Origin of the sequence: Pseudomonas sp. GM33 (assembly GCF_000282295.1) — a bacterium.
Classification (GTDB): domain Bacteria; phylum Pseudomonadota; class Gammaproteobacteria; order Pseudomonadales; family Pseudomonadaceae; genus Aquipseudomonas; species Aquipseudomonas laurylsulfatiphila.
Map to the genome: position 1 here is coordinate 1 of NZ_AKJO01000093.1, position 25,065 is coordinate 25,065.

25 protein-coding genes, 1 tRNA gene and 1 pseudogene are annotated in these 25,065 nt (G+C 60.2%); 6 read left to right on the forward strand and 21 right to left on the reverse strand.

Features of this window, described 5'->3' with window-relative positions:
* Positions 1-26: 26 nt before the first annotated feature.
* Complete coding sequence (gene oscA, locus PMI26_RS12075) at positions 27-209, reverse strand: sulfur starvation response protein OscA (RefSeq protein WP_007975618.1); 183 nt, start codon at positions 207-209, stop codon at positions 27-29.
* Between the two features lie 286 nt (positions 210-495).
* Positions 496-2,436, reverse strand: coding sequence for a phosphodiesterase DibA (gene dibA / locus PMI26_RS12070; RefSeq protein WP_007975619.1), 1,941 nt, complete (start codon positions 2,434-2,436; stop codon positions 496-498).
* A gap of 147 nt (positions 2,437-2,583) precedes the next feature.
* On the opposite strand from dibA, the gene desA reads away from it, so the two are divergent.
* Both desA and PMI26_RS12060 read left to right on the forward strand, forming a co-directional pair.
* Entirely contained in the window at positions 2,584-3,768 is a 1,185-nt protein-coding gene (desA, locus tag PMI26_RS12065) for a delta-9 fatty acid desaturase DesA (protein WP_007975621.1), read from the forward strand.
* A 257-nt stretch (positions 3,769-4,025) separates the two neighbouring features.
* Positions 4,026-5,015, forward strand: coding sequence for a sensor domain-containing diguanylate cyclase (locus PMI26_RS12060; RefSeq protein ID WP_007975622.1), 990 nt, complete (start codon positions 4,026-4,028; stop codon positions 5,013-5,015).
* A 124-nt stretch (positions 5,016-5,139) separates the two neighbouring features.
* Here the strand turns inward: PMI26_RS12060 and PMI26_RS12055 are convergent, their stop codons facing one another.
* The 3 genes and pseudogenes from PMI26_RS12055 to gabD form a co-directional block, all read right to left on the reverse strand.
* Positions 5,140-6,354: a response regulator gene (locus PMI26_RS12055; RefSeq protein ID WP_007975623.1), complete on the reverse strand. Its 1,215-nt coding sequence runs from the start codon at positions 6,352-6,354 to the stop codon at positions 5,140-5,142.
* 137 nt (positions 6,355-6,491) lie between these two features.
* A complete protein-coding gene (gene gabT, locus PMI26_RS12050) occupies positions 6,492-7,769 on the reverse strand; it encodes a 4-aminobutyrate--2-oxoglutarate transaminase (protein WP_007975624.1) in 1,278 nt (425 codons plus the stop codon).
* 186 nt (positions 7,770-7,955) lie between these two features.
* A pseudogene (gene gabD / locus PMI26_RS0129670) lies at positions 7,956-9,397 on the reverse strand (NADP-dependent succinate-semialdehyde dehydrogenase).
* 348 nt (positions 9,398-9,745) lie between these two features.
* On the opposite strand from gabD, the gene PMI26_RS12045 reads away from it, so the two are divergent.
* A tRNA-Arg gene (locus tag PMI26_RS12045) sits at positions 9,746-9,822 on the forward strand.
* Between the two features lie 71 nt (positions 9,823-9,893).
* Here PMI26_RS12045 and PMI26_RS12040 read toward each other — a convergent pair.
* The 4 genes from PMI26_RS12040 to PMI26_RS12030 all read right to left on the reverse strand — a co-directional run bounded on the left by PMI26_RS12040 (position 9,894) and on the right by PMI26_RS12030 (position 11,490).
* Positions 9,894-10,202, reverse strand: a complete 309-nt coding sequence (locus PMI26_RS12040) for a type II toxin-antitoxin system RelE/ParE family toxin (RefSeq protein WP_007975628.1) — start codon at positions 10,200-10,202, stop codon at positions 9,894-9,896.
* The gene (locus PMI26_RS12035; RefSeq protein ID WP_007975629.1) at positions 10,199-10,498 is read right to left on the reverse strand and encodes a type II toxin-antitoxin system prevent-host-death family antitoxin; all 300 of its coding nucleotides are present in this window, start codon (positions 10,496-10,498) and stop codon (positions 10,199-10,201) included. The genes PMI26_RS12040 and PMI26_RS12035 overlap by 4 nt, the downstream gene beginning before the upstream one ends.
* 118 nt (positions 10,499-10,616) lie before the next feature.
* Positions 10,617-10,886, reverse strand: coding sequence for a hypothetical protein (locus tag PMI26_RS31710; RefSeq protein ID WP_033047979.1), 270 nt, complete (start codon positions 10,884-10,886; stop codon positions 10,617-10,619).
* A 43-nt stretch (positions 10,887-10,929) separates the two neighbouring features.
* The gene (locus PMI26_RS12030; protein ID WP_007975632.1) at positions 10,930-11,490 is read right to left on the reverse strand and encodes a YbhB/YbcL family Raf kinase inhibitor-like protein; all 561 of its coding nucleotides are present in this window, start codon (positions 11,488-11,490) and stop codon (positions 10,930-10,932) included.
* A gap of 140 nt (positions 11,491-11,630) precedes the next feature.
* Here PMI26_RS12030 and PMI26_RS12025 point away from each other — a divergent pair, with 140 nt between their 5' ends.
* Positions 11,631-13,160, forward strand: coding sequence for an apoptosis inducing factor family protein (locus PMI26_RS12025; protein ID WP_007975633.1), 1,530 nt, complete (start codon positions 11,631-11,633; stop codon positions 13,158-13,160).
* 65 nt (positions 13,161-13,225) lie between these two features.
* Here the strand turns inward: PMI26_RS12025 and PMI26_RS12020 are convergent, their stop codons facing one another.
* The 11 genes from PMI26_RS12020 to PMI26_RS11970 all read right to left on the reverse strand — a co-directional run bounded on the left by PMI26_RS12020 (position 13,226) and on the right by PMI26_RS11970 (position 22,348).
* The gene (locus tag PMI26_RS12020; protein ID WP_007975634.1) at positions 13,226-14,731 is read right to left on the reverse strand and encodes a YdgA family protein; all 1,506 of its coding nucleotides are present in this window, start codon (positions 14,729-14,731) and stop codon (positions 13,226-13,228) included.
* A 280-nt stretch (positions 14,732-15,011) separates the two neighbouring features.
* Positions 15,012-15,647 (reverse strand): hypothetical protein, encoded by a 636-nt coding sequence (locus tag PMI26_RS12015; protein ID WP_007975635.1) that lies wholly within the window; start codon positions 15,645-15,647, stop codon positions 15,012-15,014.
* A 93-nt stretch (positions 15,648-15,740) separates the two neighbouring features.
* Positions 15,741-17,189, reverse strand: coding sequence for an efflux transporter outer membrane subunit (locus PMI26_RS12010; protein ID WP_007975636.1), 1,449 nt, complete (start codon positions 17,187-17,189; stop codon positions 15,741-15,743).
* Positions 17,186-18,073, reverse strand: coding sequence for an efflux RND transporter periplasmic adaptor subunit (locus PMI26_RS12005; protein WP_007975638.1), 888 nt, complete (start codon positions 18,071-18,073; stop codon positions 17,186-17,188). Before PMI26_RS12005 ends, PMI26_RS12010 begins: the two co-directional genes overlap by 4 nt.
* Positions 18,070-18,279 (reverse strand): DUF1656 domain-containing protein, encoded by a 210-nt coding sequence (locus PMI26_RS12000; RefSeq protein ID WP_007975639.1) that lies wholly within the window; start codon positions 18,277-18,279, stop codon positions 18,070-18,072. Before PMI26_RS12000 ends, PMI26_RS12005 begins: the two co-directional genes overlap by 4 nt.
* Positions 18,276-20,348 (reverse strand): FUSC family protein, encoded by a 2,073-nt coding sequence (locus PMI26_RS11995; protein ID WP_033047981.1) that lies wholly within the window; start codon positions 20,346-20,348, stop codon positions 18,276-18,278. Before PMI26_RS11995 ends, PMI26_RS12000 begins: the two co-directional genes overlap by 4 nt.
* Positions 20,345-20,773, reverse strand: coding sequence for a MarR family winged helix-turn-helix transcriptional regulator (locus PMI26_RS11990; protein WP_033047983.1), 429 nt, complete (start codon positions 20,771-20,773; stop codon positions 20,345-20,347). Before PMI26_RS11990 ends, PMI26_RS11995 begins: the two co-directional genes overlap by 4 nt.
* Positions 20,774-20,905: 132 nt before the next feature.
* The gene (locus tag PMI26_RS11985) at positions 20,906-21,187 is read right to left on the reverse strand and encodes a type II toxin-antitoxin system RelE family toxin (RefSeq protein WP_007975642.1); all 282 of its coding nucleotides are present in this window, start codon (positions 21,185-21,187) and stop codon (positions 20,906-20,908) included.
* Complete coding sequence (locus PMI26_RS11980) at positions 21,177-21,422, reverse strand: type II toxin-antitoxin system prevent-host-death family antitoxin (protein WP_007975643.1); 246 nt, start codon at positions 21,420-21,422, stop codon at positions 21,177-21,179. Before PMI26_RS11980 ends, PMI26_RS11985 begins: the two co-directional genes overlap by 11 nt.
* Before the next feature lie 82 nt (positions 21,423-21,504).
* Positions 21,505-21,750: a DUF2789 domain-containing protein gene (locus PMI26_RS11975; RefSeq protein WP_007975644.1), complete on the reverse strand. Its 246-nt coding sequence runs from the start codon at positions 21,748-21,750 to the stop codon at positions 21,505-21,507.
* Between the two features lie 136 nt (positions 21,751-21,886).
* Positions 21,887-22,348 (reverse strand): aminoacyl-tRNA deacylase, encoded by a 462-nt coding sequence (locus PMI26_RS11970; protein WP_007975646.1) that lies wholly within the window; start codon positions 22,346-22,348, stop codon positions 21,887-21,889.
* A 199-nt stretch (positions 22,349-22,547) separates the two neighbouring features.
* Between PMI26_RS11970 and PMI26_RS11965 the strand changes: the two genes are divergently transcribed.
* Together PMI26_RS11965 and PMI26_RS11960 are read left to right on the forward strand one after the other, a co-directional pair.
* The gene (locus PMI26_RS11965) at positions 22,548-23,081 is read left to right on the forward strand and encodes an NfeD family protein (RefSeq protein ID WP_007975648.1); all 534 of its coding nucleotides are present in this window, start codon (positions 22,548-22,550) and stop codon (positions 23,079-23,081) included.
* A 2-nt stretch (positions 23,082-23,083) separates the two neighbouring features.
* The gene (locus PMI26_RS11960) at positions 23,084-23,842 is read left to right on the forward strand and encodes a slipin family protein (RefSeq protein WP_007975649.1); all 759 of its coding nucleotides are present in this window, start codon (positions 23,084-23,086) and stop codon (positions 23,840-23,842) included.
* An 18-nt stretch (positions 23,843-23,860) separates the two neighbouring features.
* On the opposite strand, the gene PMI26_RS11955 is transcribed toward PMI26_RS11960, so the two are convergent.
* Positions 23,861-25,065: glycosyltransferase family 39 protein (locus PMI26_RS11955; protein WP_007975650.1), on the reverse strand; the 1,205-nt coding region annotated here is incomplete at its 5' end.

Below are 25,065 nucleotides of genomic sequence, written 5' to 3' on the forward strand. Positions count from 1 at the left end.
AGGCTGCGATCTTTTGATCTTTCGACTCAGCCCGGCTTGTTGCCTGGCTGCTGCAAACGGAATTTTTCTTTGCGTTCGATCTGCACCACCTGCGCGTTGTGCACAGTGATTTCCACGGCACCAAACCGCAGGTCGCGCAGGGCGCTCTGGATTTCACGCAGGATGGTGGCTTCGTCTTGACCGTCGACGCTACGCAGGGATGCGCTCATATTGCTGCTCCTTCAACTGAGAGATTGCCTCGCAGTGTCGGCACTGCTTGCGGCTTGGGAGCAATACTAGTGAGGTCTTGATATTCTTAAAAAGACTATTTAAGAATGTTTATATAACCAGAAAACATTAATTGAAGGGACAAGGGCTTGAGGCGATTCACCCTCTTTCAAGCGCAGCAAAAACCTGTGGAAGCGGGCTTGCTCGCGAAGAGGCCGGCACATTCAACATCCCTTTTGCCAGACAGTCCGCCTTCGCGAGCAAGCCCGCTCCCACAGGTTTTGTGTATCAGCAAGGCGATGAGGTATCTGCTCCGATCTCCGGCGTATGAGCCCAGTTCAACTGCCCTGCCGGCACCGGCCGTCCGAACCAGTAGCCCTGCCCCAGATCACAGCCCTGCTCAAGGAGGAACGCCGCCTGTTCGACCTGCTCGATCCCTTCGGCATGAACCTGCATGCCCATGCTTTGGGCCAGGGCGATGATCACCCGCGAGATCGCCGCATCATCCTCGTCCCACGGCAATCCGGCGACGAAGCCCTGGTCGATTTTCAGTTTTTGCACCGGCAGGCGCTTGAGCCGCAACAGCGATGAATAACCCGTGCCGAAGTCGTCGATGGCCAGGCGCACACCCAACTCGCGCAGGCGATGCATCTGTTCCAGCGCGACTTCCGGATCGTCCATCACTGCGCTTTCGGTCACTTCCAGTTCCAGACAGGCCGGTTCCAGCCCGGTTTCGTGCAGCACCTGCGCCACCTGCTGATACAACTCGCGACGAGCGAACAGGCGCGAAGAAACGTTGACCGCCACAAACGACAGCACCACCCCGTCCTGCTGCCACTGACACATCTGCCGACACGCCTGCGCCATGACCCAGGCATCGATTTCGGCAATCAGACCGGTTCGTTCGGCGACCGGAATGAATTCCGCCGGCGACACCAGCCCCCGCTGCGGGTGCTGCCAACGCACCAGCGCCTCGACACCTATCAGGCGGCTGGTCTTGAGGTCGTGTACCGGCTGGTAATAAACCTGCAGTTCCTGCTGGTCCAGGGCACGGCGCAATTCGAAGGCGATCTCGACGCGTTGTTGGGCATGGGCGGTCAATTCTTCGGTGTAGAGCGCGTAGTCATTGCGACCGGTGCTTTTGGCCTTGAACAGCGCCGAATCGGCGTTACGCAACAATTGTTCAACGCTCAAGGCATCGCTGGGGAACAGGCTGATGCCAATGCTGGTGTTGATGAACAGCTGATGCCCATCGATAGCAAACGGCTCTTTCAGTCCGTTGATGATCCGTTGCGCCAGCGCAGCCGCCTGGACCAACTGCGGACAGCATTCGGCCAGCACGGCAAACTCGTCGCCGCCCAGCCGAGCCAGGGTAATACCGGGGTCGAACATGCCTTTCAGGCGTCCGGCTACGGCCTTGAGCAAATGATCCCCAATGGTGTGCCCGAGGCTGTCGTTGATCATCTTGAAGTGGTCCAGATCGATCATCAGCAACGCGCAGCCACGCCTGTGGATCTGCGCCGATGTCAGGGCCTGCTCGACTCGGTCGGTGAACAGCAGCCGATTGGGCAGATCGGTCAGCGGATCGTGGTGAGCCAGGTGCATCAACTCATGCTCGGAGTCCTTGATCGCACTGATGTCGGAAAAAACTGCCACGTATTGGTTACGTCGCCCATGATCGTCGCGAATGACGCGGATAGTCTGCCATTGCGGGTAGATTTCACCGCTTTTACGGCGGTTCCAGATCTCCCCGCTCCACTCCCCCACACTGTCGAGTGTGGCGAACATGGCCCGGTAGAAATCCGCTGGATGACGGCCAGACTTGAACAGACTGGGGCGCTGACCCAGGACTTCTTCACTTTGATAGCCGGTGATCTCCATGAACGCCCGGTTGACATGGATAATCAAGCCTTCGCAATTGGTGACCAACACCCCTTCGCGAGTGCAGTCGAACACAGCAGCGGCTTGACGCAAACGCTCGCGATCTTCGCTGCGCTCACGCAGTTTGGCGCCGACCCCGAGGCAACGAAGCAGTCGCGCACGGGCGATGAAGATCAACCCGGCGCTTAGCACCACCCAGGCATAACCGTTGATCAGTTGCCACCGCAATAGCTCTTCCGAGCTATCGAAGAAACTGTTTAATAAATAGCCACTGATCTGCAGCCAAACCACAGAAAGCAACAGATAGAGCAGCGCTGCACGCAAGGCATCGCGATAGGTGGCAGGCATCCGGCAATCCATGTCCATACGAAAAGGCTGCAATTATAGTTTAAAGACACATCCAGCCACTCTTATCTGAAAGGGCGACTGGTTTTCTGTGTGGGCTTAGTGATAATGCAACGGCTGTTTTTTTCTTTATCGAGGGCCCTACAGCCTATGTGGTACGAAGGTTTACTTGGCTTGTCGGCCTGGTCACTGGTAGCAGTCACCCTGCTGATGACCCACGTCACGATCATCGCCGTTACGGTCTATCTGCATCGTTACTCGGCCCACCGCTCCCTGGAGCTGAATGGGGGCCTTAAGCATTTCTTCCGTTTCTGGCTGTGGCTGACCACGGCGCAGAACACCCGCGAGTGGACGGCCATCCACCGTAAGCATCACGCCAAATGCGAAACCGTCGATGACCCGCATAGCCCGGTCATCAAGGGGCTGTCCACGGTGCTGCGCAAAGGCGCCGAGCTGTACCGCGCCGAAGCGGAAAACCCCGAGACGCTGCGCATCTACGGCAAGAACTGCCCCGAAGACTGGATCGAGCGCAACCTCTACAGCCGCTTCCCGCTGCTGGGTGTGGCGATCATGGCCGTTATCGACCTGCTGCTGTTCGGCACCATCGGCATCACCATCTGGGCCATCCAGATGATGTGGATCCCGGTGTGGGCCGCCGGCGTGGTCAATGGCCTGGGCCATGCCATCGGCTACCGCAACTTCGAATGCCGCGATGCGGCGACCAACCTGGTGCCGTGGGGCATCCTGATTGGCGGCGAAGAACTGCATAACAACCATCACACCTACCCTAATTCGGCAAAACTGTCGGTGAAGAAGTGGGAATTCGACCTGGGCTGGGCGTGGATCAAAGTCTTCAGTTTCCTGCGCCTGGCCAAGGTTCAACGGGTTGCGCCGATTGCCCATCGCGTCGAAGGCAAGGGCAATCTGGACATGGACACCGCCATGGCGATCCTCAACAACCGCTTCCAGATCATGGCCCAGTACCGCAAATTGGTGATCGGCCCACTGGTCAAGCAAGAGCTGGAAAAGGTTGATCACTCGGTACGTCACCAGTTCCGCCGGGCCAAACGCCTGCTTTCACGAGAGACCAGCCTGCTGGATGACAAACACCATGTACGCATCCAGAACATGCTCGAGCACAGTCAGGCACTGAAGGTAATCTACGAGAAACGCCTGGCCCTGCAGCAGATCTGGGTCAAGACCAGCTCAAATGGCCACGACATGCTGGCGGCGATCAAGGACTGGGTGCACGAAGCCGAAGCCAGCGGGATTCAATCCCTGCGCGACTTCGCCGATCAATTGAAAACCTACTCCCTGCGCCCTGCCGCTGTCTGAAAAACCTGTGGGAGCGGGCTTGCTCGCGAATGCGGTGTGTCAGTCGACATAAAAGGTGACTGACACACCGCATTCGCGAGCAAGCCCGCTCCCACATGGATTTGTGGCCGCAAAAACGCGTCGCCAGTACCGCCCGGCGGGAGCAAGCTCTCTCTCCACAAAAGGCGGGAACTTCATCTTGAAACCCTTATCTCAAAGACACTTCGCCATCCCCGGCGGGCTTGGTGTTGGCCGCATGCCCTTTGAGATTTGTGTCGATGGCCCAAAAGAACCTGCAAGACTCATCTTCGTCACCTTGCCCCGAGACCGCGCAGACCCTGATGGCGCTGATGCACGCCCAAGGCGAAGTCGCACGCCTGAGCGAACGGGAACATTTGCTCAACACCTTGCTGGCAAGCGTCAACGCGGTGCTGTGGGCATTCGATTGGGAAACTCGCCGGGTGCTTTACGTCAGCCCGGCCTATGAACGGATTTTTGGCCGTTCAGCCGACCACTTGCTGGCCGACTGCAATCAATGGCGCGACAGCATTCACCCTGACGACCTCGACTATGCCGAACGCAGCCTGGCCGAAGTGCTGGACAAAGGCGCCGTCGAAGACCGCGAGTATCGAATCATTGCCGCCGACGGCCAGGTGCGCTGGCTCAGCGACAAATGCTTCATCAATCGCCAGGCCGAGCCTGGGCAACCGGTGATCATCGTCGGCATTGCCGAAGACATCACCCACAAGAAGCAAGTGGAAACTGAACTGCATCGCCTGGCCACCACCGACGCGCTGACCCAGAGCAGCAATCGTCATCACTTCTTCGAATGCGCTCACCGCGCGTTCGCACACGCCCGGCAACAGGGCGAGCCGTTGTCGTTTCTGATGCTGGATATTGATGACTTCAAGACAATCAACGACACCTACGGTCACCAGGAAGGCGACAACGTGCTGCAACGCATTGCCGAAAGCGGCCGCGCAGCGTTGCGCCGTCGCGACCTGTTCGGGCGCATTGGCGGTGAGGAATTTGCTGCGGTGTTTCCCGGGTGCACGCCACAAATGGCCCTGCAAGTGGCTGAACGCCTGCATCGGCAGATTCAGCAGTTGGGCTTCAACCATGAAGGCCGGACGTTCGGCATCACTGTCAGCCAGGGCCTGACCAGCCTGAGCGCCTCGGACGAAAACGTGGAGGACCTGTTTTCCCGGGCGGATGCCGCGATGTATCAGGCCAAGCGCGAGGGCAAGAACCGGATTGTCACTGCCTGACAGGCACCACAGCCCCCATGTGGGAGCGGGCTTGCTCGCGAAGGGGCCGCATCAGTCACCTTTTATGTCGACTGACACTCCGCTTTCGCGGGCAAGCCCGCTCCCACAGGGGTAAGTGGAGAGCTTACTTCTTGCGCAACCGCATCAACTCCGGCAAGCCGATCTTGAGCAACCGCGCCGTCCGGCTCTTCGCCAGCTCCTCGATGCCCTCATGCTCGGTCAGGCGCGCCATCTGCGCCGCCATGTTCATCACCAGCGCCTCGCGGGAATAAACCCCGCCACCGAGCTGGTAGGCCGCCGCAATCAGCTCCCGCAACTCCAGCGGCAGACGCCAGCGTGTACGCAGGGCCGAGCCATAGGCTGCGCCATATTCAACCAGCGCTTCCCCCACCTCTTCCCACTCGTCCAGTGTGCCGCCGGCCTGTTGCCATTCCTGCAGACAGCGCAGCAACGCCAGATCACCGAGACAATGCAACATGCCGGCGCAATAGCAACGCTCCTGATCCAGATCGAGCAAGCGTGCCAGGGTTCGCGCGTACTCGGCGGTGTGCAGTGACAGATCCCAGTAACGCTCGGCATAGTCGGCCAATTGCGGATCGCTGAGCCGGGCACTGCGCTTGAGCGCCAGGCCGAGAATCAGGTTCATGCTCTGTCCGGTGCCCAGGCGATGCAGCGCCTGGGACAGGGTTTGCACGCCGGCGCCGTGGTGCTGGGCCGCACTGTTGGCAGCGGCAATCAGCACCGCCGTAACCTGCGGATCGGTGCGGATTTCGTCCTCCAGCACCGTCAGGTCGAGGCCATTGGGATTGAGGCTGCGTTTGACCGCCACTTGCACGTCGGTCATCAGCGGCGCGCCGTCGGCCAACTCCCGTCGACGCTCCAGAAACACCGACAACGTCATGCCCGGCGCCAGCGCCGGCACTTCGCACGAGACTTCTTCCCCCGCGTGCAGCAACAACCCCTGCAACCGATGGGTCAGGCTTTCCATGTTCAGGGGCTTGGTCAGGTACGCGGCCGGCGCCAGCGGCAAGGCCTCGCGCACGCTAGCACTGTCGTTGCGACTGCTCATGAGGATGAAGGGCAGCGGCGGGTTGCGTTTGCGCTGGCGGACGTTACGCAGGACATTCAGGCCATCGACACCTGGCAACTCCCAATCGGCGATGACCAGGTCATAGGGGTTGGCAGCCAATAGCTCCAGCGCCTGCTGGCCATCGGCGCACAAATCCAGCCGCGCATCGCAGCGTACGTTCAACAACACTTCCTTGAGCAGATCCCGGGACCAGGGGTCGGCCTCGGCAATCAGTACTCTCGGAACCGCGGGTAAAATGACAGTTGTCATACAGCTCTCCCTGGCAATGCAGGAACCTTAGCCAATGCAGGCCATTCGATACAACGTTAATGCGCAGGATGTGTTTCCAGAGGCATGAAAAAACCCGCCGAAGCGGGTTTTTTTGTCGATCAGGTCACATTAGGTGATCACAGCTCGGCGAAGCACTCTTCGATGATCGCCAGGCCTTTGTCCAGTTGCTCGTCCGGCGAGGTCAGCGGCACCAGGACGCGCAGAACGTTGCCGTAGGTGCCGCAGGACAGCAGGATCAGGCCCTTGTCGCGAGCCTTGGCCACAACCGATGCCACAGCGGCAGCGTTCGGCTTGTGGCTGTCGCCGTTTTCGAACAGCTCGACAGCGATCATCGCACCCAGGGCACGGACTTCGCCGATCACCGGGTACTTGGCCTGGATGGCCTTCAGGCCGGTTACCAGACGCTCGCCAACGGCCTTGCAACGATCCAGCAGGTGCTCTTCTTCGAACACTTCCATCACGGCCAGGGCCGCGGCGCAAGCGATCGGGCTACCGGCGTAGGTGCCGCCCAGGCCGCCTGGAGCGATGGCGTCCATGTACTCGGCCTTGCCGCACACACCGGCCAGCGGGAAGCCGCCAGCGATGGACTTGGCGAAAGTGGTCAGGTCGGCAGCAACGCCCATCTGTTCCATGGCGAAGAAAGTACCGGTACGGCCAGCGCCAGTCTGTACTTCGTCAGCGATCAGCAGGATGCCGTGCTGGTCGCACAGGGCACGCAGGCGCTTCATGAATTCTTTCGGAGCGACGTAGAAACCACCTTCGCCCTGAACCGGCTCGATGATGATCGCAGCGATGTCTTTCGGCTCTGCGTCGTTCTTGAAGATGCGTTCGATGGAAGCGATCGAGTCGTCGATGCTCACACCGTGCAGTTCGTTCGGGTACAGCGCGCGGAAGATGCCGCCTGGCATCAGGCCCATGCCGGCCGAGTAAGGCACGACTTTACCGGTCAGGCCCAGGGTCATCATGGTGCGACCGTGGTAAGCGCCGGTGAACGCAATCACGCCGGCACGGCCAGTGGCGGCACGGGCGATCTTGATCGAGTTTTCCACGGCTTCGGAACCGGTGGTCACCAACAGGGTTTTCTTGGCGAAATCACCCGGCACCTTGGCGTTGATTTTTTCGCACACTTCTACGTACGGCTCATAGGCCAGTACCTGGAAGCAAGTGTGGGTCAGCTTGTTCAGCTGCTCGGTCACGGCCGCGATGATTTTCGGGTGCACGTGGCCGGTGTTCAGCACGGCGATACCGCCGGCGAAGTCGATGAACTCACGACCTTCAACGTCGGTCACGGTCGCGTTCTTCGCGGACTCGGCGAAGATCGGGTGAATCTGGCCAACACCACGTGGAACTGCATTGGTACGGCGGGCCATCAAAGAAGCGTTAGTCTTGCTCATTACATTCCTCATTCGCCGCTCATCGGTCGGCGTGGTTCAAGGATTAAGCGGTGGGGAGGTAACTAAGGCAGCATGCGATGATCGACTGCCACAGCGTTCCCTACCACAGAGAAAATTCCGGTTTGAAGCGGCGCAAAGGGACAGCGCTCTCGTGCCCTTTGCGCTTGAAGCCATGCTCTTCCCGACTTAGATGCCCAGGCAGAGGTATTTGATTTCCAGGTAATCTTCGATGCCGTACTTGGAGCCTTCACGGCCCAGGCCCGAGGCCTTGATGCCGCCGAACGGCGCGACTTCGTTGGAGATCAACCCGGTGTTGACGCCGACCATGCCGTATTCCAGGGCTTCAGCCACACGGAACACACGGCCCAGATCGCGAGCATAGAAGTACGAGGCCAGACCGAACTCGGTGTCGTTGGACATCGCGATCACTTCGGCTTCGTCTTTGAAGCGGAACAGTGGAGCCAATGGACCGAAGGTTTCTTCCTTGGCCACGGCCGCGTTGTTCGGCACGTTGGTCAGGATGGTCGGTTCGAAAAAATTACCTTCCATCGACTTGCCGCCGGACAGCACGGTGGCGCCTTTGGAAATGGCGTCAGCAATGTGTTCTTGCACCTTGGCCACGGCTTTTTCGTCGATCAGCGGGCCAGTGGTGGTGCCGTCTTCCAGACCGTTACCGATCTTGAGCTTGGCCACAGCCACTTTCAGCTTCTCGGCGAACGCGTCGTAGACCGAATCCTGAATGTACAGGCGGTTGGCGCAGACGCAGGTCTGACCGTTGTTGCGGTATTTGGAAATGATCGCGCCTTCGACGGCCTTATCCAGGTCCGCGTCGTCGAACACGATGAACGGCGCGTTGCCGCCCAGTTCCAGGGACACTTTCTTGATGTCCTTGGCGCATTCCGACATCAGTTGACGACCGATTTCGGTCGAACCGGTGAAGGACAGCTTGCGTACGATCGGGTTGCTGGTCAGTTCGCTGCCGATGTCGCCGGCGCTGCCGGAAACAACGCTGAACACGCCAGCCGGGATGCCGGCACGCTGAGCCAGTTCCGCCAGGGCGAAAGCGGAGAACGGGGTTTGCGAAGCAGGCTTGAGCACCATGGTGCAACCGGCGGCCAGGGCCGGACCGGCTTTACGGGTGATCATGGCAGCCGGGAAGTTCCACGGGGTGATTGCAGCGGTCACGCCGATTGGCTGCTTGATCACGATCAGGCGCTTGTCTGGCTGATGGCCCGGAATCACGTCACCGTAGATGCGCTTGGCTTCTTCGGCGAACCACTCGATGAAGGAAGCGGCGTAGACGTTTCGCCCTTGGCTTCGGCCAATGGCTTACCCTGTTCCAGGGTCATAAGGCGAGCCAGGTCGTCCTGGTTCTCGATGATCAGTTCGAACCAGCGACGCAGCTTGGTCGCACGTTCTTTGGCGGTCAGTGCACGCCAGGCCGGCAGCGCTTTGTCAGCGGCTTCGATCGCACGGCGGGTTTCGGCCGCGCCCATTTTCGGCACGGTGCCCAGAATTTCGCCCGTTGCCGGGTTGTTGACCTTGATCGTCTGACCATTGTCCGCATCAACCCACGCGCCATCGATGAAGGCTTGCTGGCGGAACAACTGGGTGTCTTTAAGCTGCATGTCGGCTTTCCTTAACAGCACCGCGCACGCGCGGAGCAAATTATGATTGTAGAAAGGCGCCTCGATAGGCTGCCGTCAGGGAAATCATTCACCGGGCTGAAGCACATAAATAGCGCACTGATTGAACTCGTGCGGTTCAGCACCCAGACAAGAGCGTTTGAAATCTCAAACGAATCCTAGGATCAAAGGGGGTAAAGGACAATAGGCTGTTCGAAAAAAAGAACGAAAACGACGCTTTTGCCCGTATTTTCTGATCAACGTAGCAAACACCCGTTACAGCTTTAAAAAAACGCAGGCGATTCAGCAGCATGGACGCCCGCAGTGCATATGAGTATCATGGCGCCCGCTGCACCAGTAGCTCAGCTGGATAGAGTACTGCCCTCCGAAGGCAGGGGTCGTGGGTTCGAATCCCGCCTGGTGCACCATACGTTGTAACGAGAAAGCCTCAGGTCTTATGGGCCTGGGGCTTTTTTGTGGGTGTTTGGAGGCTTGGCGCCTAATGATCAATGCTGTTTTTTTCAAACAGCCGGGCGATGTCTCTCGCACTATGCAGTACGCGTTCGACCTTGATCCCGTCGTCCATCAGACAGTAGAAAATCAGGTATCGGCCATGGGGAAGCATTCGCAATCCCTTGGCGCAATCGTCCCTTGAAGCACCCAGGTTCGGTTGTTCGACCAATCGTGTGCACTGCCTGCGTAGCTCGCCCACAAACGTCCGGGCCCGTTCAGGGTTGTCCCGGGCAATAAAACGAGCGACTTGCAGCAGATCGTCCCGTGCCAATGCAGAGAAAAGCAATTGCCTCATGGACGGCCTTGCTCGGCTGCTACCTCGTCAATCAGCGCATCAAGCTCGGCAAACACGGTATCGGCAGCAATGGCCGGACGCGGATCATTGCGGCTGGCCGCAATGGCTTCACGAAGTTCGGCAGCCTGCAGCCTATCAAGCAGCTGTTGATAGGCCGCGTGCGGTAGAAGATAGGCGGCTGGGCGATTGTGGTTGAGCACGGCAACAGGCTCGGAACCCGCTTGCTCGATGACGGTGCTCGGGCTGCGCTTGAGCTCGGTGATGCTGACCGAGCGGCTGGCAAGTAGCTGCTCCATGACGGCTCCAAAGGTACGAAAAAAAGTACCTTATAGTGTTCCATTCTCTGCATAAGGGTCAACGAATCTCCGACCGGTGCTTTCTGGCTCACAAAAAAACCGCCAAAGGCGGTTTTTTTCATTCTGTCGTCCAGTCGAACTCGTCGTACTCATCATCGTCTTCGTCGTCCTCGAAAAACTCCTCTTCAAGGTCGTCGTCTTCAACAACATCCTCTTCCGGCTGGTTCAGCAGAAAATCCTTGCGACTCTCGGTAATCGCTCGCCGCAGTTCTTCACCCTTTTGCGGGCAGTTGAGCATTTGGGCGATGCGGTCGATTTTTTTTGCCACGGCATCCTCCAACGCATCGGCTATAGCCTGATAGTGCGCGCTTTCGGGGGCGGATGCCAAATCCCCGCCATGCTGCGCACTTCAGTTTCCTGCAAATCCGCGTTTAGCGGTGATAGCGCCGTACCACGCTGCTGTTTCTCAGGACGTGGCCTTTGATTTTTTCCAGCAGCTGCGCACGGGTCAGGCCGGTGGGCAAAGCGTCCGGGGCCAGGTCCAGGGCGTAGATCTGGATGATGTAGTGGTGCGCGCTGTCGCCAACAGGCGGGCAAGGGCCAATGTAGCCGGTGGTGTTTTGGCTGTTGGTACCGCCAACGCCCTCGAGGCCGGGTTTGCTTCCGGCACCGGCCGGGATCTGGTGGGTGCCGGCCTTGATGCCGTAATGCACCCACTGATCGATGCCCTGGCCTTTCTGGCCGTCCGGGTCGTGCATGACGATGGCGTAGCTTTGGGTGGCAGCCGGGCCGGCGTTCCAGTTCAATGCCGGGGAAATGTTGTGTCCGCCACAGCCCGCGGAATCGCTCGCAGCGGCTGAGGTGAACAGACGGTCATCGGAAACTCCGGGAATATTCAGGGTGAAGCGTTCCTGGGCCTGCGCCGGGAGCTGCACGCAAAGGGCGACAGCGGCGGCTGCGAGCCAAGCGTTGATTGAGGTCAATCGGGTCATACCGGAGCACCTTGTGCGTGTTGGGCCGTCGTCGGCGTGCAAACTATAGCCGGACCGTTCACGCCGTGGCAGGGGGGGAATTGGCTGAACCTCGCGATAAGCACCAGACTCATAAGTAAACGTCTGTCTGGAGAGCAATCATGACTCTGCATCGCGTTGCGCGTGTCACCAATGTGCCCGAAGACCGGGGTCTGGAAGTGCAAGTCCAGGGCAGCAAGATTCTACTGTTGCGGGCCGGTGAGCAACTTCGTGCTTATCAGGCCGAATGCCCGCATGCCGGCGCCCCGCTGGCTGACGGTGCGGTATGCAACGGACGCCTGACCTGTCCGTGGCACAAGGCGCAGTTTAGGATTGAGGATGGCGGCCTGTGCGAACCACCAGCCCTGGACAGTCTCAAGCGCTATCCCCTCGAAATCCGTGACGGCGAAATCTGGGTCGGCGACCAGCCATTATCGGACGCCCACACGCCACCGGCCGACGATCCACGAACCTTCATCATTATCGGCGCTGGCGCGGCAGGCACGGCAGCAGCGGCGGCGTTGCGCGAGAAAGGTTTCGGTGGCCGGGTGCTGTTGATCGACCGCGAAGCCGATGCCGGATACGACCGCACCGCGCTGAGCAAATACGTGATCGCCGGGGAAATGCCGCCGCAGGAAGTCCCGCCGCTGCGCGACGAGGCGTTTTACCGCGAGCAGCGGATCGAGCGCCTGCAGGGCGAAGTGACCAGCCTGGACGCATCAAACCGCACACTGCGGCTGACTGACGGCCAATCACTGACCTACGACGCCGCGCTGCTGGCCACCGGCGGCATACCCAAGCTGTTGACGCTGCCCGGCGCCGACTTGCCGCAGGTGTTCGTTTTACGCTCCAGAGCCCATGCACAGCAGATTCTGCACAGCGCCAGCGCCGGCCAACGGGTGGTGATCATCGGCGACAGTTTCATTGCCATGGAGTCCGCCTCGTCCCTGCGCCAGCTTGGCCTGGACGTGACTGTGCTGGCCCGCCACGCAGTGCCTTTTGCCAAACAGTTCGGCGAAACGGTCGGCAAGGCCATTCGCGCGCGACATGAAGCCCATGGCGTAATGTTTCATACCCAGGGCAATGCGGCGCAGATCGAAGGAACGGACAAGGTCGAAGCCGTACGCCTGGACAATGGCCAACGCCTGGCGGCCGATCTGGTGCTGGTCGGCATTGGCGTCACACCAGCCACCGCCGCCTTCACCGGGCTGACGAAAGAGCAGGATCAGTCGCTGCGTGTCGACGGCGCAATGCGCGTGGCCGACGGCCTCTGGGCGGCCGGCGATATCGCCACCTTCCCGCTGAACAACCAATACGTGCGCATCGAACACTGGCGACTGGCCCAACAGCAGGCGCGGATCGCAGCGGCCAATATGCTGGGCGGGGACGAGCATTACCTCGACGTGCCGTTTTTCTGGACCTGGCATTTCGGCAAGACCTACGACTACCTCGGGCACGCCGAGGGCTGGGATGAAGTCGAGTTCAAGGGCGACCCTTACGATCCGCCCTTCATAGGCCTGTTCGGAAAAAATGGCGTGGTGTCGGCGGCGCTAGCCTGCGAGATGGACCGGGCCATGGCGATGCTTGCCGAGCGGATGAAACAACCCTTGCCCTGGGAAGAGGCATGGCGCCTGATTCGTGACGCCCCCTAGGGACAGCAAAACGCCCGGCACCTGCGCAATGCAGAGGCCGGGCGTTTCCGGGTAAACGGCCGCCGTTATTCGGTGGCGCCAGTATCCGCAAACTTGCTCATGACAAAACCGGCAAACTCTTCGACGGTCATTTTCTGGCCGTTGAAGTCCACCTGATTGTTGGCGTAACGCAAGTTGGTGACGATGTTGTTGCCGTCCAGTTTTGCCAGTTGGCTGCCGACCGCCATGCTGCTGAACATGTCCGCGGTGGCGGTGGCCTGATCGGCAATCAGCTTGGCGTCGGTCTGACCGTCGATTTGCGACTGCACTGTGAGCACATCGACCAGCATGGGTTTGGACACTAGCAGTTTGAAGTCCAGCAATGCGATCAACTGCCTGACCAACTGATCGGTCGGCAGGTCGATGGCTTGTGGCTTGGTCAGGTCGAGCACCATGTTGGCGCGGCTCTCGCCGTTGGCGGTGTTGAACGACAGGTTTTCCAGAGCCACTTGCGGCCCGGCCGCCAGCAGTTTTTCCAGGCTGGATTTGAGCAATGCCTCTTCGGCTTCGGTCAGTTTCAGTTCCGGTGCCGGCAGGCCCGCTGCCGTCGCTTCGGCCGCCTCACGCTCATACGGCTGCAGTTTGCTCTGGTAGACCTGCATCAACGACATCGTGGCCGGAATGTCGAGGTTCTTCACGCTCATGGCCAGCGCACCGGAACCGATGGCCTTGCCATTCAGGGATACTTCGCCAACTTTGTAATCGGCACGTCCGGAAGCGTTGCTGCCCTTTTCTTCCGTCAGGTTTTTCATCTCGAATTTCTTGAAGTCGAGCACCGACTGCTTGACGCCAAAAGTCGATTTGCCGCTGGCCAGTTCAAGGACGTTCTCGCCGACATAGAAACCGTAGGTACTTTTGGTCAGATTGCTGGCCAGGGTCAGGCCGTTCAACTCAACCTGAACCGGTGCCTGGTCTTCGGAAACGGTGGTCACTTTCAGGCTGTCCATGTAGCCATTGGCCTTGACCTTCTGCGCCTTGGCGCTGGCATCGACGTCCATGTTCAGGCCAGAGAATTTCATGCTCGACTTGTCATCCAGCGCCATTTCCAGCGGCTGCAACTCGAAGGTGCCATTGGTGGCGTTGTCATAGCCGATATTGACCACGCCCGTCAGTGGGGATTTGTCCTTGGCGGCGGCAAACCACTTCTCGGTGATCGGGGTCTTTTCCAGTTCGTAGTGACTGGTCGCCAGGACCGGCAGCCACTTCAGCGACATCAGCCTCGAGAACGGCAACGGGCCGTGTTCGATGTGATCGACAAACAGCAGCTCGACCGGTGCTTCGCCGAACATTTCACCTTCGCCCTTGAGACGATAGTGCGCGGTGCTGCTGAATACATGACGCTCCAGCGACACCAGCTCCAGCGAAGCGGTGCCGTTGGAACCGACCATGGCCGCTTGCAGCTCCTTGTTGGCATCGGCAATCGAGGTATTGAGCACACCTTCGAGCCTGGTGCCGGTGAACCAGGCTCCGCCTGCGCTGATGGCACCGATTGCGACAACAATTCCCAGTAGCACGCCTGCTGATTTGTTCATGTATGACCCGTTCAATGTCCGTTGTTGAAAGTGTGGTCGTCTTCCCTGAACCCATGGCGGGTTGCGGCTCGACTGCGCTGAAAGTGGAATGCAGATTAGCATCAGGCGCGACGAACGGCCCAATGATTAAAGGTGAAAGAGTGTCTTGGGGTGTTCACTGGGCTGGGGATTCTTTGAGTCTATAAAATCGCCTTCGCGAGCAAGCCCGCTCCCACATTGGAATGCATACTCCTGTGGGAGCGGGCTTGCCCGCGAAGGCGTCAGAACAGCCAACACAGAATCAGGAATACTGGACTTCGATCTCGTCCAGTTGATGATCAAAGCTTTTAAGCCGAGCAGTCCAGGTGTACACCAGCACTTCGAAGTCGCGGTTGATCACCGCTCCGCCCGTCACTTCCGCGCGTGGGTCGCAGACGTCCAGTTGATAGCGTTCGCGGGCCATGGCCGTGGCGACATCGGCCAGTTCCCGGGCATTGCTGAGCCAGTGCCGACCGTCGTCAGCCACCTGCCGGTCCAGCGCCAGGCATTGTTTTTTCAGGGTTTCGAGGCTTTTTTCCAGCGGCGTGCCGGTCAATTCGCCCATGACTTCCTGAAACGTGCGCCCCGGTTGCCAGTAACTGCCCCAGAAATAACGGTCGAACACCGTTTCGACACGACGCAACGCCACCTTGGTATCCCAGATCAGGACCAGGGTCTTGCCTTGTTCGAGTTGTCTTTTTTTGATGCGCTGATTCTGGACCGACGCCCAGGCCACCACCGCAACGGACATCACGGCTATCAACGCGACGGCACTGTCGAGGAACGCCAGAGCCTTGTCGATCTGGTGGGCCAGCATGACGCCGTAGAAATAGGTGGCCGACAGCAGCACCAACGCCACGATGGCGCACCAGAAGCCGAGAGCATAAGGGTTTTTCATTGTTGGTTTCCCCCTGACCTGCGCGAGCCTTGTGCGAAGAAAGGGCGCTTTGCACGAGGCACCCTTCCAACACTTCAAAGCATAGCAACGGCCTCAGGGTTTGCCGGAGTTCGACGCTTGCGTTCGTCCGCTTTCCCAGCCGCCGCCCAACGCAAGGAACAAATCGATCTGGCTGGCGGCCACCTGGGTGTTGGCAGCGGCCAATTGCGCCGTGACATCCGTGTAGGTGCGGGTCGCTTGCAGGTCCGCCAGGAACGATTCGCGGCCGGCCTGGAAGAAGCGATGGGTCTGTTCAGCCGCCAGTTTGGCCGATTGCTCGGCATCGGCCAGGGCGTCGCGGCGTTGCAACAATGCCGTGTATTGGGCAAGGCTGGTCTGGGTTTCACGAATTGCGTTGAGCACCACCCCATCAAAATGCGCCAGCGTCGCCTGGGTCACCGCTTCGGCTTCGCGGATGCGCGCCCGGGCGCCGTTGGTCGGCACCTTCCAGGTCAGCGACGGGCCGAAGCCCCAGCGGTTGGTCGACGGGTCGCCGAGATCGTCGAGGATACCGACGGTACCGATGGTCGCGCCGATACTGATATTCGGGTACAGCTCACCCGTGGCGACACCGATACCGGCCGTCGCGGCCGCCAGTCGCCGCTCGGCCTGCCGCACATCCGGGCGACGCTTGAGCAGCGCGGCGCCATCGCCCACCGGGACCAACTGCGCGATTTTCGGCAGCTCGTCGCAGGTGGCGGTGCCGGCCGGCAGTTGGTCCACCGGTTTGGCCAGCAACATCGACAGGCGATACAGCCCGGCCTGACGTGAGGCCTCATAGCGCGGCATATCGGCGCGCAGGGATTTGAATTGGGTTTGCGAGCGGGTGACCTGGGTTTCATCGCCGCGCCCGGCATCGCGCAGGCGCTGGATCAGTGTGGTGCTTTGCGCTTGCAGGTCGAGGGAGTGCTGGGCGATTTCCCGCTCTTCATTGGCCGCGCACACCTGGGTGTAGGCCCGTACCACGTCGGCCACCACGGTGATGCGTGCGGTATCGGCGGCGGCCTGCGTCGCATCGGCATTGGCCTTGGCCGCTTCGATACCGCGTTGCAAGGTACCGAACAGGTCGAACTGGTAGGACGCGCTGATGCCGATGTCGCCAATGTTGGCCACCGGCACTTTTTCCGGTAGCAGGAACGCCTGGCCGGACTCCTGCAAGCGCTGGGCGCCCATCTGCACGCCGCCACTCCAGCCACCTGCCGCTTCGGCCTCATCCACCTGAGCGCGAGACCGCGACAGGCTGGCCGCTGCCACGCGCAAATCGGTGTTGGAGGCCATGGCCTGCTGTACCAGCTGGTCGAGTCGCGGGTCCTTGTACAGGCGCCACCAATCGGCCGGCACTGGTGCGGACACCACCGTTTTGCCATCGACCGCCAGATCGCCCTGGATATCTGGACGATGGACAGCCGCCTCTTCGGGCAAGTGATAATCCGGCCCGACCATCTGGCACGCCGACAGCAGCAAACCTAAACCGGCGACCACCAAACCCGAGGCCTTGCTCATTGCGCCGGCTCCCGTTGCTTTTCGTCGATGATCGATACCGTGGCGGTGCGCCCGGCGATCATGCGGAAGTCTTCCGGCACGTCATCGAAGGCGATGCGCACCGGAATCCGCTGGGCCAGGCGCACCCAGCTGAAGGCCGGGTTGACGTTGGGCAACAGGTTGTTGCCGCTGGTGCGGTCGCGGTCTTCGATGCCGGCAACAATGCTTTCTACGTGCCCACGCAAGCGCGCATTGTCGCCGATCACCCGGATGTCGACGCTCTGGCCGATATGGATGCCGTTCAGTTTGGTTTCTTCGAAATAGCCGTCGATGTGGAACGAATTGCTGTCGACCACCGACAACACCGGACGCCCGGCGCTGACGAACTCCTGGGTCCGTGGCGCACGGTCGTTGACGTAGCCGTCCACCGGGCTGCGGATCACCGAGCGGTCGAGGTTCAGCTGCGCGCTGTCCACCGCCACCTGGGCTTCCATCAAGGCCACTTGGGCGCGGGCCACTTTCGACTGGCTTTCTTCCAGTTGCTCAGCCGGCACCAGGTTACCGAGGCCTTTGTTTCGCTTGGCCTCGCGCTGGGCCTGGGCCAGGGTTTCTTCGCGGTCGGCGACAGCCGCCTTTGCCTGGCGCAGGGCCAGCTTGAAGCGGTCCGGATCAATGCTGAACAGCACCTGGCCGCGCTTGACCAATTGGTTGTCGCGCACCTCCACTTGCTGGATCAACCCGGAAACATCCGGTGCGATTTGTACGATGTCGGCACGGATGTGCCCATCGCGGGTCCAGGGCGCGAACATGTAATACATCACCATACGCCAGACCACGACCACGGCGAAGCTCACGATCAGCAGGGTCAACACCACGCGACCAAGGGTTAGTAAGGGTTTTTTCATGTCATCAGGTATCGACTGAGTGAGTCCACGGCGCCAAGCAGCAGGGCGTAGAGGGCCACGTTGAACAATGCCCGGTGCCAGACCAGACGGTAAAAGTGCAGGCGCGTCAGCACCCCGTGCACCAACAGGTACAACACATAGGTAATGCCCATCAGCACCAGCAGCGTGGGCAGAAACACCCCGCTGACATCCAGGTCACCGATCATAAAGGCGCTCCATCAATGCCATGGGGAAGCGGTTCTTCCGGCTCGGCGGCACCGACGAATTCGACGCCGGGCAACAATGCCAGACGCAGGCCGCTCAGGGCGTGCAGCAGATGCCGACGGGTTTCGTCATCGCCGGCACCGCTGAGGGCGCGACGCGTGCGGTCGAGGGTCATCAGCAGCGGGCTCGGTGCCGGCAAGCGCTCACCGGCCTTGAGACAGGCCTTGAAGTACTCGCCAACCTCGGCCACCACCTGGCGCAGCAGCACCTGCGGCACACCGAGGACCCGCGGCGTATAGGCCAGCAAGTCCAGCAGATTCAGCGCCACCCGCACTTCCCGCAGGGCCACGCCGGAGTCCTGGCCGGTCATGGCCAGGCGCGGCAGGTGCTGCATCAGCCGATCGAGCATCTTTATGCCCAACAGCCGATGTTCGGACAACGTGGCCGGCTCGGAGAGGCCGACAATGTCACGCCAGCTGAAACGGGTCAGGCGCTTGGCTGCCAGCTCGGCCCCGAACGGCCGGGCGATCAGGGTCCAGATGAACGCGAACAGCAGCCCCATGGGACCGGCCAGGTTGGAGTTGGCGAAACTGAGGAAGTCGGCGTCGTAGGCACCCTGAATGCTGATGAAGGACGAGGTGTTGACCAGTGTCAGCAACATGCCCAGGTAAAACTGCGGCTTGACCGTCAGGGTGCCGACGCAAATGAACGGCACGGCAAACGCCAGCACCAGCATCGGAAAGTCATGCAGGTTGGGCAGCACCAGAAACAGATAAAGGCTGGCGAACACCACCGACATCGCCGTCCAGAAAAAGAACCGGTAAATCTGCGGCGCCGGGTCGTCCATCGAGGCGAAGAAGCTGCACGCCACAGCCGCCAGGATCACGGCGCTGCCGCCATCGGTCCAGCCGAGCAGAATCCACAACACCGAGGCCACGATAATCGCGGTGACGGTGGAAGCCGCGGAATACAACATCAGGCCGCGATCCAGAAACGGGGACAGCCGCCCCAGCCGCCAGTGCCGATACACTGCGCGCCAGCTGTCCTGGCTTTCGCACTGGATGGCGTACTGCAGGCTGCGGCAGTCCTGCCACAAATCGATCCACTCGCCGAGACGATAAATCGCATTGGAGAACAGCAGCTGCTTGCGGTCATCCAGCGCTGCGGGGGCGGGTTGCAGGGCTTCCAGTTGATCCTTGAGTGCTTGCCAACGGTCGAGGTCGGCATCCTTGTGCTCGAGCCATTCGGTGGTGGCCGTCAGCAACGGCGCGAACTTGTCCACAAGCTCGGGCGTACGTCGTTCCAGGGCATAAAGCGCGTCGTCGAGAGCGTCGACTACCGGCAGCAGGTGAATCATCCGCCCACGCAACTCCTTGGTATTGCGCACCGTCTGCGGACGCGATCCTTCGTGGGGTAACTGACCGATCATCAACTCCAGGGAGTTGAAGGTGGCGACCATCGATGCGCGCAACGCGCTGACTTCTTCCGGCTGCACGTTACGACTGAGGAAGCGCAGGCTGTAGGTCGATGCATCGGTAAACCATTTGCTCACCGAATCATTGAACACCGGCGCCAGGCGTCGCGGCCAGAACATGGCACCGACCACCGCCGCTACGACGATGCCCAGAAAGATTTCTTCGGTCCGCGCCTCGGCCACGTCCCACACCCCCAACGGGTTGTTCACCACCGGCAGGGCGATCAACGGCAAGGTGTAACCGGCGAGCATCAAGGCGTAGTTGTTCGCGGTGCGCAAATGCAGGGACAGAAACAGCAGCGTGCCGGTCCACAGTGCAATCACCACCACCAGCACGTAGGGACTCTGCACGAACATCGGCACAAACAGAACCGCCGCCGCCGCGCCGATAAAGGTGCCGACTGCCCGGTACAACGCCTTGGAACTGGTAGGTCCGAGAAACGGGCTGGAAACGATGTACACCGTGGCCATCGCCCAGTACGGACGCGGCATTTGCATGAGCAGGGCGATGTACAGCGCGATCATCGATGCGGCGAAGGTGCGGACCCCGTAGAACCAGTCTCGCGCCGGGGGCATGCCTGCGAAAAATCCGTTCAAGAGTTGGCCACCGATGGCGGCGTGGCCGCTTCAAAAGCTCTCAGTACCCGCAGCGTAGCTTCCAGATCACTCTGGTCAATGCCTTCCAGGACCTCCTGGCGCAAGCGCACCAACTCCACTTCGACCGCCTGCACCAGCTCCCGGCCGGTTTCGGTCAGGCTCAGGCATTTGGCGCGGCGGTCCTGCGCATCTTCGGTCCGGCAGACGTAACCGGAATGGCACAGTTGATCCAGCAGGCGCACCAGCGATGGGCTCTCCATCCCGGCGGCTTGCGCCACCGTCACCTGGCGCACGCCCTCGCCCAGGCGCCCGATCATCAACAGCGGAACGGCGCAGGCTTCGGAGATTCCATAGTTGACCAGCGTGGTCTGGCAGATTTTGCGCCAATGCCTGGCGGCCACCACCATGGCACTGCTGATGTTCATCTGGAGAACGTCGAGGTTGTTCGGCACGAGGGAAAATACACACTGTTAGTTTGCTAACTATCAATATTGCATTGGAGAGGATTTTCCGTCAAGTTTTGAAACAAATACGTAACAGCGACCTGCCGAGAGCCCTCAACGTTTCCTGGCGCGCTCATAGACCTCACTGCGTTCGCGCTTTCCTACTGCAACGACAGAAACAACAATGCGCTCATCTATCACCTCGTAGACGAGTCGATATCCCGATGACCTCAGCTTGATCTTGTAGCAGTCAGGCATGCCATGCAGCGCGTCAGACTGGATTCGAGGCACCTCAAGCCGCTCTGACAGTTTCTTTTTGAATTGCTCGCGCACTGTGTGCCCCAGCTTGTCCCATTCTTTGCGTGCAGACGGGAGAAATTCGAGCTTATAAGTCATCCAGCGTTACCGGGATTGGCGTTTCATGACGACGAGAACGCACGAGTTCCGCCAACTCCAAATCATCAAGGCGCTCCATCATGGCTTCGAACACATCGGCAGGAACCATGTAGCCCATGACGCGATTGTGATTGAGCACCGCGACGGGCCCTCCATGGGCACCATTCAAAACGGCAGAGGGGTTTTTCTTTAGTTCAGACACGCTGACAGCCATATCGGCCAAAACATTTTGCATAATTAAGACCTCAAATAAGGTCTTAATTTTGGTCAATTAGTTCAATCAGAGCAACCTCTGTGAACCGCCGCCTATCCGTTATTTACACCCCCCGCCCCTTCCTCAACATCACATCCAGTTGATCCACCACCTCCGCCCAATCCGCGTCATCGAGAATCTCGTCTCGCAGAAGCTCCGCCTGGCTCGGGCTCCAGAAAAATGCATCCGCAAGGTGCAGTTCCGGTTTGAGCGGTGAATGGGTGGCGATGAATTTATCGATGCTTTCGGCGTCGTCCGGCAGACCGAGTTGTTTGAACAGCGAAGGTAGGTTGTGGGTCGGGCTTTCCATATCGAACTCCTGGGAACTAATTTAGGGACCGCTACGCGGTCATCGCGAGCAAGCTCGCTCCCACAGGTTTTGTGATCGACACAGACCCTGTGGGAGCGAGCTTGCTCGCGATGACGGCAGCGAAGACGCTGCAGACCTAATGACTCAACTCCCGCACCTCCGCATGCGGCACCATTTTCAGGAACTCGGGCATGTCCATGCGCACTAGGTTGACGTGGTTGCCGGCCTCCAGATAGATGTCTTTCTGCCGGGTCAGCAGCGGGTCGATCACCACTTCCAATCCATAGGACTCACCCAGCGCCGGCACAGCACCGCGTTCGCAATCGTCGAACAGGTGCGCCAGGTTGCTTTCGCGGGAAACCTGCCACTCACCGCTGCTGCGGACCTTGCTCAGGTCAAGGTGACGGCTGGCGGGCAGCACGGCCATCAGGTAGTGCCCATGGTGATCGTCGAGGATCACCGATTTGGCCACCCGTTCGGCAGGAATACCGGCGACCCGCGCCGTTTCGAGGCTGCTGGCCGAGTGGGGGTGGCTGACGATGTCATATTCGCATTGAGCCTTTTCCAGGCTTCGCTGCACGGTTCTTGCCATACGCATGATGCACCTCGGTGTCCGCCGTGATCACTGGCAGACGATGGTTAAAGCGTTGCTTGCGTAGTAAAAGTCTAGGCCCGCCGGCGTGATCCGGCGGGAAATCCGCCCATCGGCCGACGACGACAATTGAGCAAAATTCATACAGGTCGAGGCTCAACTAAACTGTACTCAGAGCCACTCCACGACTCTCCCGGAGGGTCAAGTGAACGCGCGTTGCTGTGCAGTTGCGTTGCTGTTGGCATTGAGCGGATCGGTCTTCGCTGCCGACACGGTTGTGTTGCTGGTGCCCAATCCCGTGGGGATCTGGCTGATCACCTTCGGCATCGCGTTCCTGATCGCCGAGGCAGCCCTGCCCAATTACGGCGTGATCGGCCTGGGCGGCATCGTGATGTTCGTGATCGGCGCGGTGATCCTGTCCAACACCGAAGTGCCCGTGCCGTTGATGATCGGCCTGGCAGTGGTCAGTGCGCTGCTACTGATCTACCTGGTGATTCACGCCTTGAAAACCCGACCTCGCCACACCGTCAGCGGTGATGCCGGGCTGCTCGGCAGCGTGACGGCAGTGACGTCATTGCAGGCCGGCAACGCCTATGGCGGCTGGGTGCATCTGCAAGGAGAACAATGGCAGGTACTCAGCGCGACGCCGCTGCAACCCGGGCAACGGGTGCGGGTGGTGGGGCGCAAGGGCTTGCTGCTGCAAGTGGCCGCGGCTGACGCGGCGCCGGGCGGAGAATAGTCATGGGTTTGCAATTGGGTCTTGTCGCGCTGCTACTGTTGCTCATCGCACTGGCGGGGTCGACGTTCCGCATCCTGCGCGAGTACGAGCGCGGGGTGGTGTTCCAGCTCGGGCGCTTCTGGCAGGTCAAGGGCCCCGGCCTGATCCTGCTGATTCCGGTGGTCCAGCAAATGGTCAGAGTCGACTTGCGCACCGTGGTGCTGGACGTGCCGCCGCAAGACGTGATCACCCGCGACAACGTGTCGGTCAAGGTCAACGCGGTGCTGTATTTCCGCGTGCTCGATCCGCAGAAAGCCATCATCCAGGTCGAGGATTTCCTGGCCGCCACCAGCCAATTGGCGCAAACCACGTTGCGGGCGGTGCTGGGCAAACACGAACTGGACGAACTGCTGGCCGAACGCGAACGGTTGAACCTGGACATCCAGCAAGTACTCGACGCCCAGACCGACGCCTGGGGCATCAAGGTCGCCAACGTCGAGATCAAGCACGTGGACCTCAACGAGTCGATGGTCCGTGCCATCGCCAAGCAGGCCGAAGCCGAGCGGGAACGGCGCGCCAAGGTGATCCACGCCGAAGGCGAATTGCAGGCCTCGGAAAAACTCATGCAGGCCGCCGAAATGCTGGGCCGCCAACCGGGGGCCATGCAACTGCGCTACATGCAGACCCTGAGTTCGATTGCCGGAGACAAGAGCTCGACCATCGTCTTTCCGTTGCCGATCGAGTTGCTCAAGGGCATGGCTGACTTGTCGTCGAAACCCTGAAGGCTGCGATGACGCCACTCATTGCCCGGCATTGCCGGACAGGTACAACCTCGCGGCAACACCACCGGCTTTCATCTGACGAGCGATATGCCATTGCGTCGGCAACGGTGCAAATTCGTCCGGTACGTCGGCGGTACCGATCAGCCAGATTCTTCCCGTGCCCTTGGGCAGATCGCTCAAGTGGTCCAAATATACGTCTGACGTCGTCAAGGTACCGAAACCATAGTCGTTCGGCTGACTCGAAGTGCCATCGGCCCGCGGCGGGGTGTACAGCAGGGGCTGGGTATTGGTGCGGTTGTAGTAGACGTAACTCAAGTACCAGAGCATGTCACTGATGACGATCCGGTCGCCCGGCTGAAAATGCAGATTGACGTCTTCCACCAGGACATTGACCTGATCATGGACGTCTACCGTCGCATTGTTTTTCAGGCCCACCAGTTCCACACCGACGAATAGCACCAGCACCGTCAGGGCCAGCACCCGGGAGCCGTTGTACAGGCGATCGATCGCCAAGGCCGTCAGCAACGGCAGGCCAAGCGCATAGGCGGTGAGGTAACGCTCGATGAATATCGGCGAAAAAAACGACACCACGAACACCAGCAGCATCGGGACAAAGGTGTAGACCGCGAGCAGCACACTGCCGCGGAACACGCTTCGGTCACGCGTCAGCGCCACCCATGCCAGCAACGGCAAGGCCAAAGGCAAGGCAATGAAAAGCAGTACTGGCAGGCTTTCGCCGTCGTCCTGGGTCAGCAATGACCAGACCATCGACGGTAAGGAGTCCAGGCTGACGGGCAACTCCCAGCCAACATCGCCATTGGCCTTGAGTTGATCCAGGTGCTGTAGCAGGTCGACAAACCCCGGCAACCACGGCAGATACAGCGCCACGATAGCCACATTGGCCAGCCACCAGTCACCCCGCTGGATGTGCCGCAGACGATGCCCCGGCTGCACGCGGATGATCCCCAGGTACAACCAATGGCAGAGCACGCACAGGGCCGTGAAGTAATGGGTGTAAAACGCCGCGCTCATCAGCACGACATAGATCACCAGATAGCGCCGGCGCTGCGGCTTGCGGATCCAGTACACCAGCGCAATGGTTGCCCCCAGCAACCACAGTCCCAGCAGCGAATACATTCGCACTTCCTGGCTGTAGCGCACCGCCGTGGGCAGCAGGGCCAACAGCAAGCCGGCCAATATTGCGGCTCCGCGGGTGGCGAGCC

Coding starts and splice junctions, on each gene's coding strand:
- PMI26_RS11970 (WP_007975646.1), bottom strand. CDS start 22,348: ATGCGTATGGCAAGAACCGTGCAGCGAAGCCTGGAAAAGGCTCAATGC.
- PMI26_RS11985 (WP_007975642.1), bottom strand. CDS start 21,187: ATGACTTATAAGCTCGAATTTCTCCCGTCTGCACGCAAAGAATGGGAC.
- PMI26_RS11960 (WP_007975649.1), top strand. CDS start 23,084: ATGGGTTTGCAATTGGGTCTTGTCGCGCTGCTACTGTTGCTCATCGCA.
- PMI26_RS11975 (WP_007975644.1), bottom strand. CDS start 21,750: ATGGAAAGCCCGACCCACAACCTACCTTCGCTGTTCAAACAACTCGGT.
- dibA (WP_007975619.1), bottom strand. CDS start 2,436: ATGCCTGCCACCTATCGCGATGCCTTGCGTGCAGCGCTGCTCTATCTG.
- PMI26_RS12040 (WP_007975628.1), bottom strand. CDS start 10,202: ATGAGGCAATTGCTTTTCTCTGCATTGGCACGGGACGATCTGCTGCAA.
- PMI26_RS12030 (WP_007975632.1), bottom strand. CDS start 11,490: ATGACCCGATTGACCTCAATCAACGCTTGGCTCGCAGCCGCCGCTGTC.
- PMI26_RS12035 (WP_007975629.1), bottom strand. CDS start 10,498: ATGGAGCAGCTACTTGCCAGCCGCTCGGTCAGCATCACCGAGCTCAAG.
- PMI26_RS12015 (WP_007975635.1), bottom strand. CDS start 15,647: ATGAAAAACCCTTATGCTCTCGGCTTCTGGTGCGCCATCGTGGCGTTG.
- PMI26_RS12020 (WP_007975634.1), bottom strand. CDS start 14,731: ATGAACAAATCAGCAGGCGTGCTACTGGGAATTGTTGTCGCAATCGGT.
- PMI26_RS11990 (WP_033047983.1), bottom strand. CDS start 20,773: ATGAACATCAGCAGTGCCATGGTGGTGGCCGCCAGGCATTGGCGCAAA.
- PMI26_RS12060 (WP_007975622.1), top strand. CDS start 4,026: ATGGCCCAAAAGAACCTGCAAGACTCATCTTCGTCACCTTGCCCCGAG.
- PMI26_RS12055 (WP_007975623.1), bottom strand. CDS start 6,354: ATGACAACTGTCATTTTACCCGCGGTTCCGAGAGTACTGATTGCCGAG.
- PMI26_RS12000 (WP_007975639.1), bottom strand. CDS start 18,279: ATGATCGGTGACCTGGATGTCAGCGGGGTGTTTCTGCCCACGCTGCTG.
- PMI26_RS11980 (WP_007975643.1), bottom strand. CDS start 21,422: ATGCAAAATGTTTTGGCCGATATGGCTGTCAGCGTGTCTGAACTAAAG.
- PMI26_RS12005 (WP_007975638.1), bottom strand. CDS start 18,073: ATGAAAAAACCCTTACTAACCCTTGGTCGCGTGGTGTTGACCCTGCTG.
- PMI26_RS12010 (WP_007975636.1), bottom strand. CDS start 17,189: ATGAGCAAGGCCTCGGGTTTGGTGGTCGCCGGTTTAGGTTTGCTGCTG.
- oscA (WP_007975618.1), bottom strand. CDS start 209: ATGAGCGCATCCCTGCGTAGCGTCGACGGTCAAGACGAAGCCACCATC.
- desA (WP_007975621.1), top strand. CDS start 2,584: ATGTGGTACGAAGGTTTACTTGGCTTGTCGGCCTGGTCACTGGTAGCA.
- gabT (WP_007975624.1), bottom strand. CDS start 7,769: ATGAGCAAGACTAACGCTTCTTTGATGGCCCGCCGTACCAATGCAGTT.
- PMI26_RS12025 (WP_007975633.1), top strand. CDS start 11,631: ATGACTCTGCATCGCGTTGCGCGTGTCACCAATGTGCCCGAAGACCGG.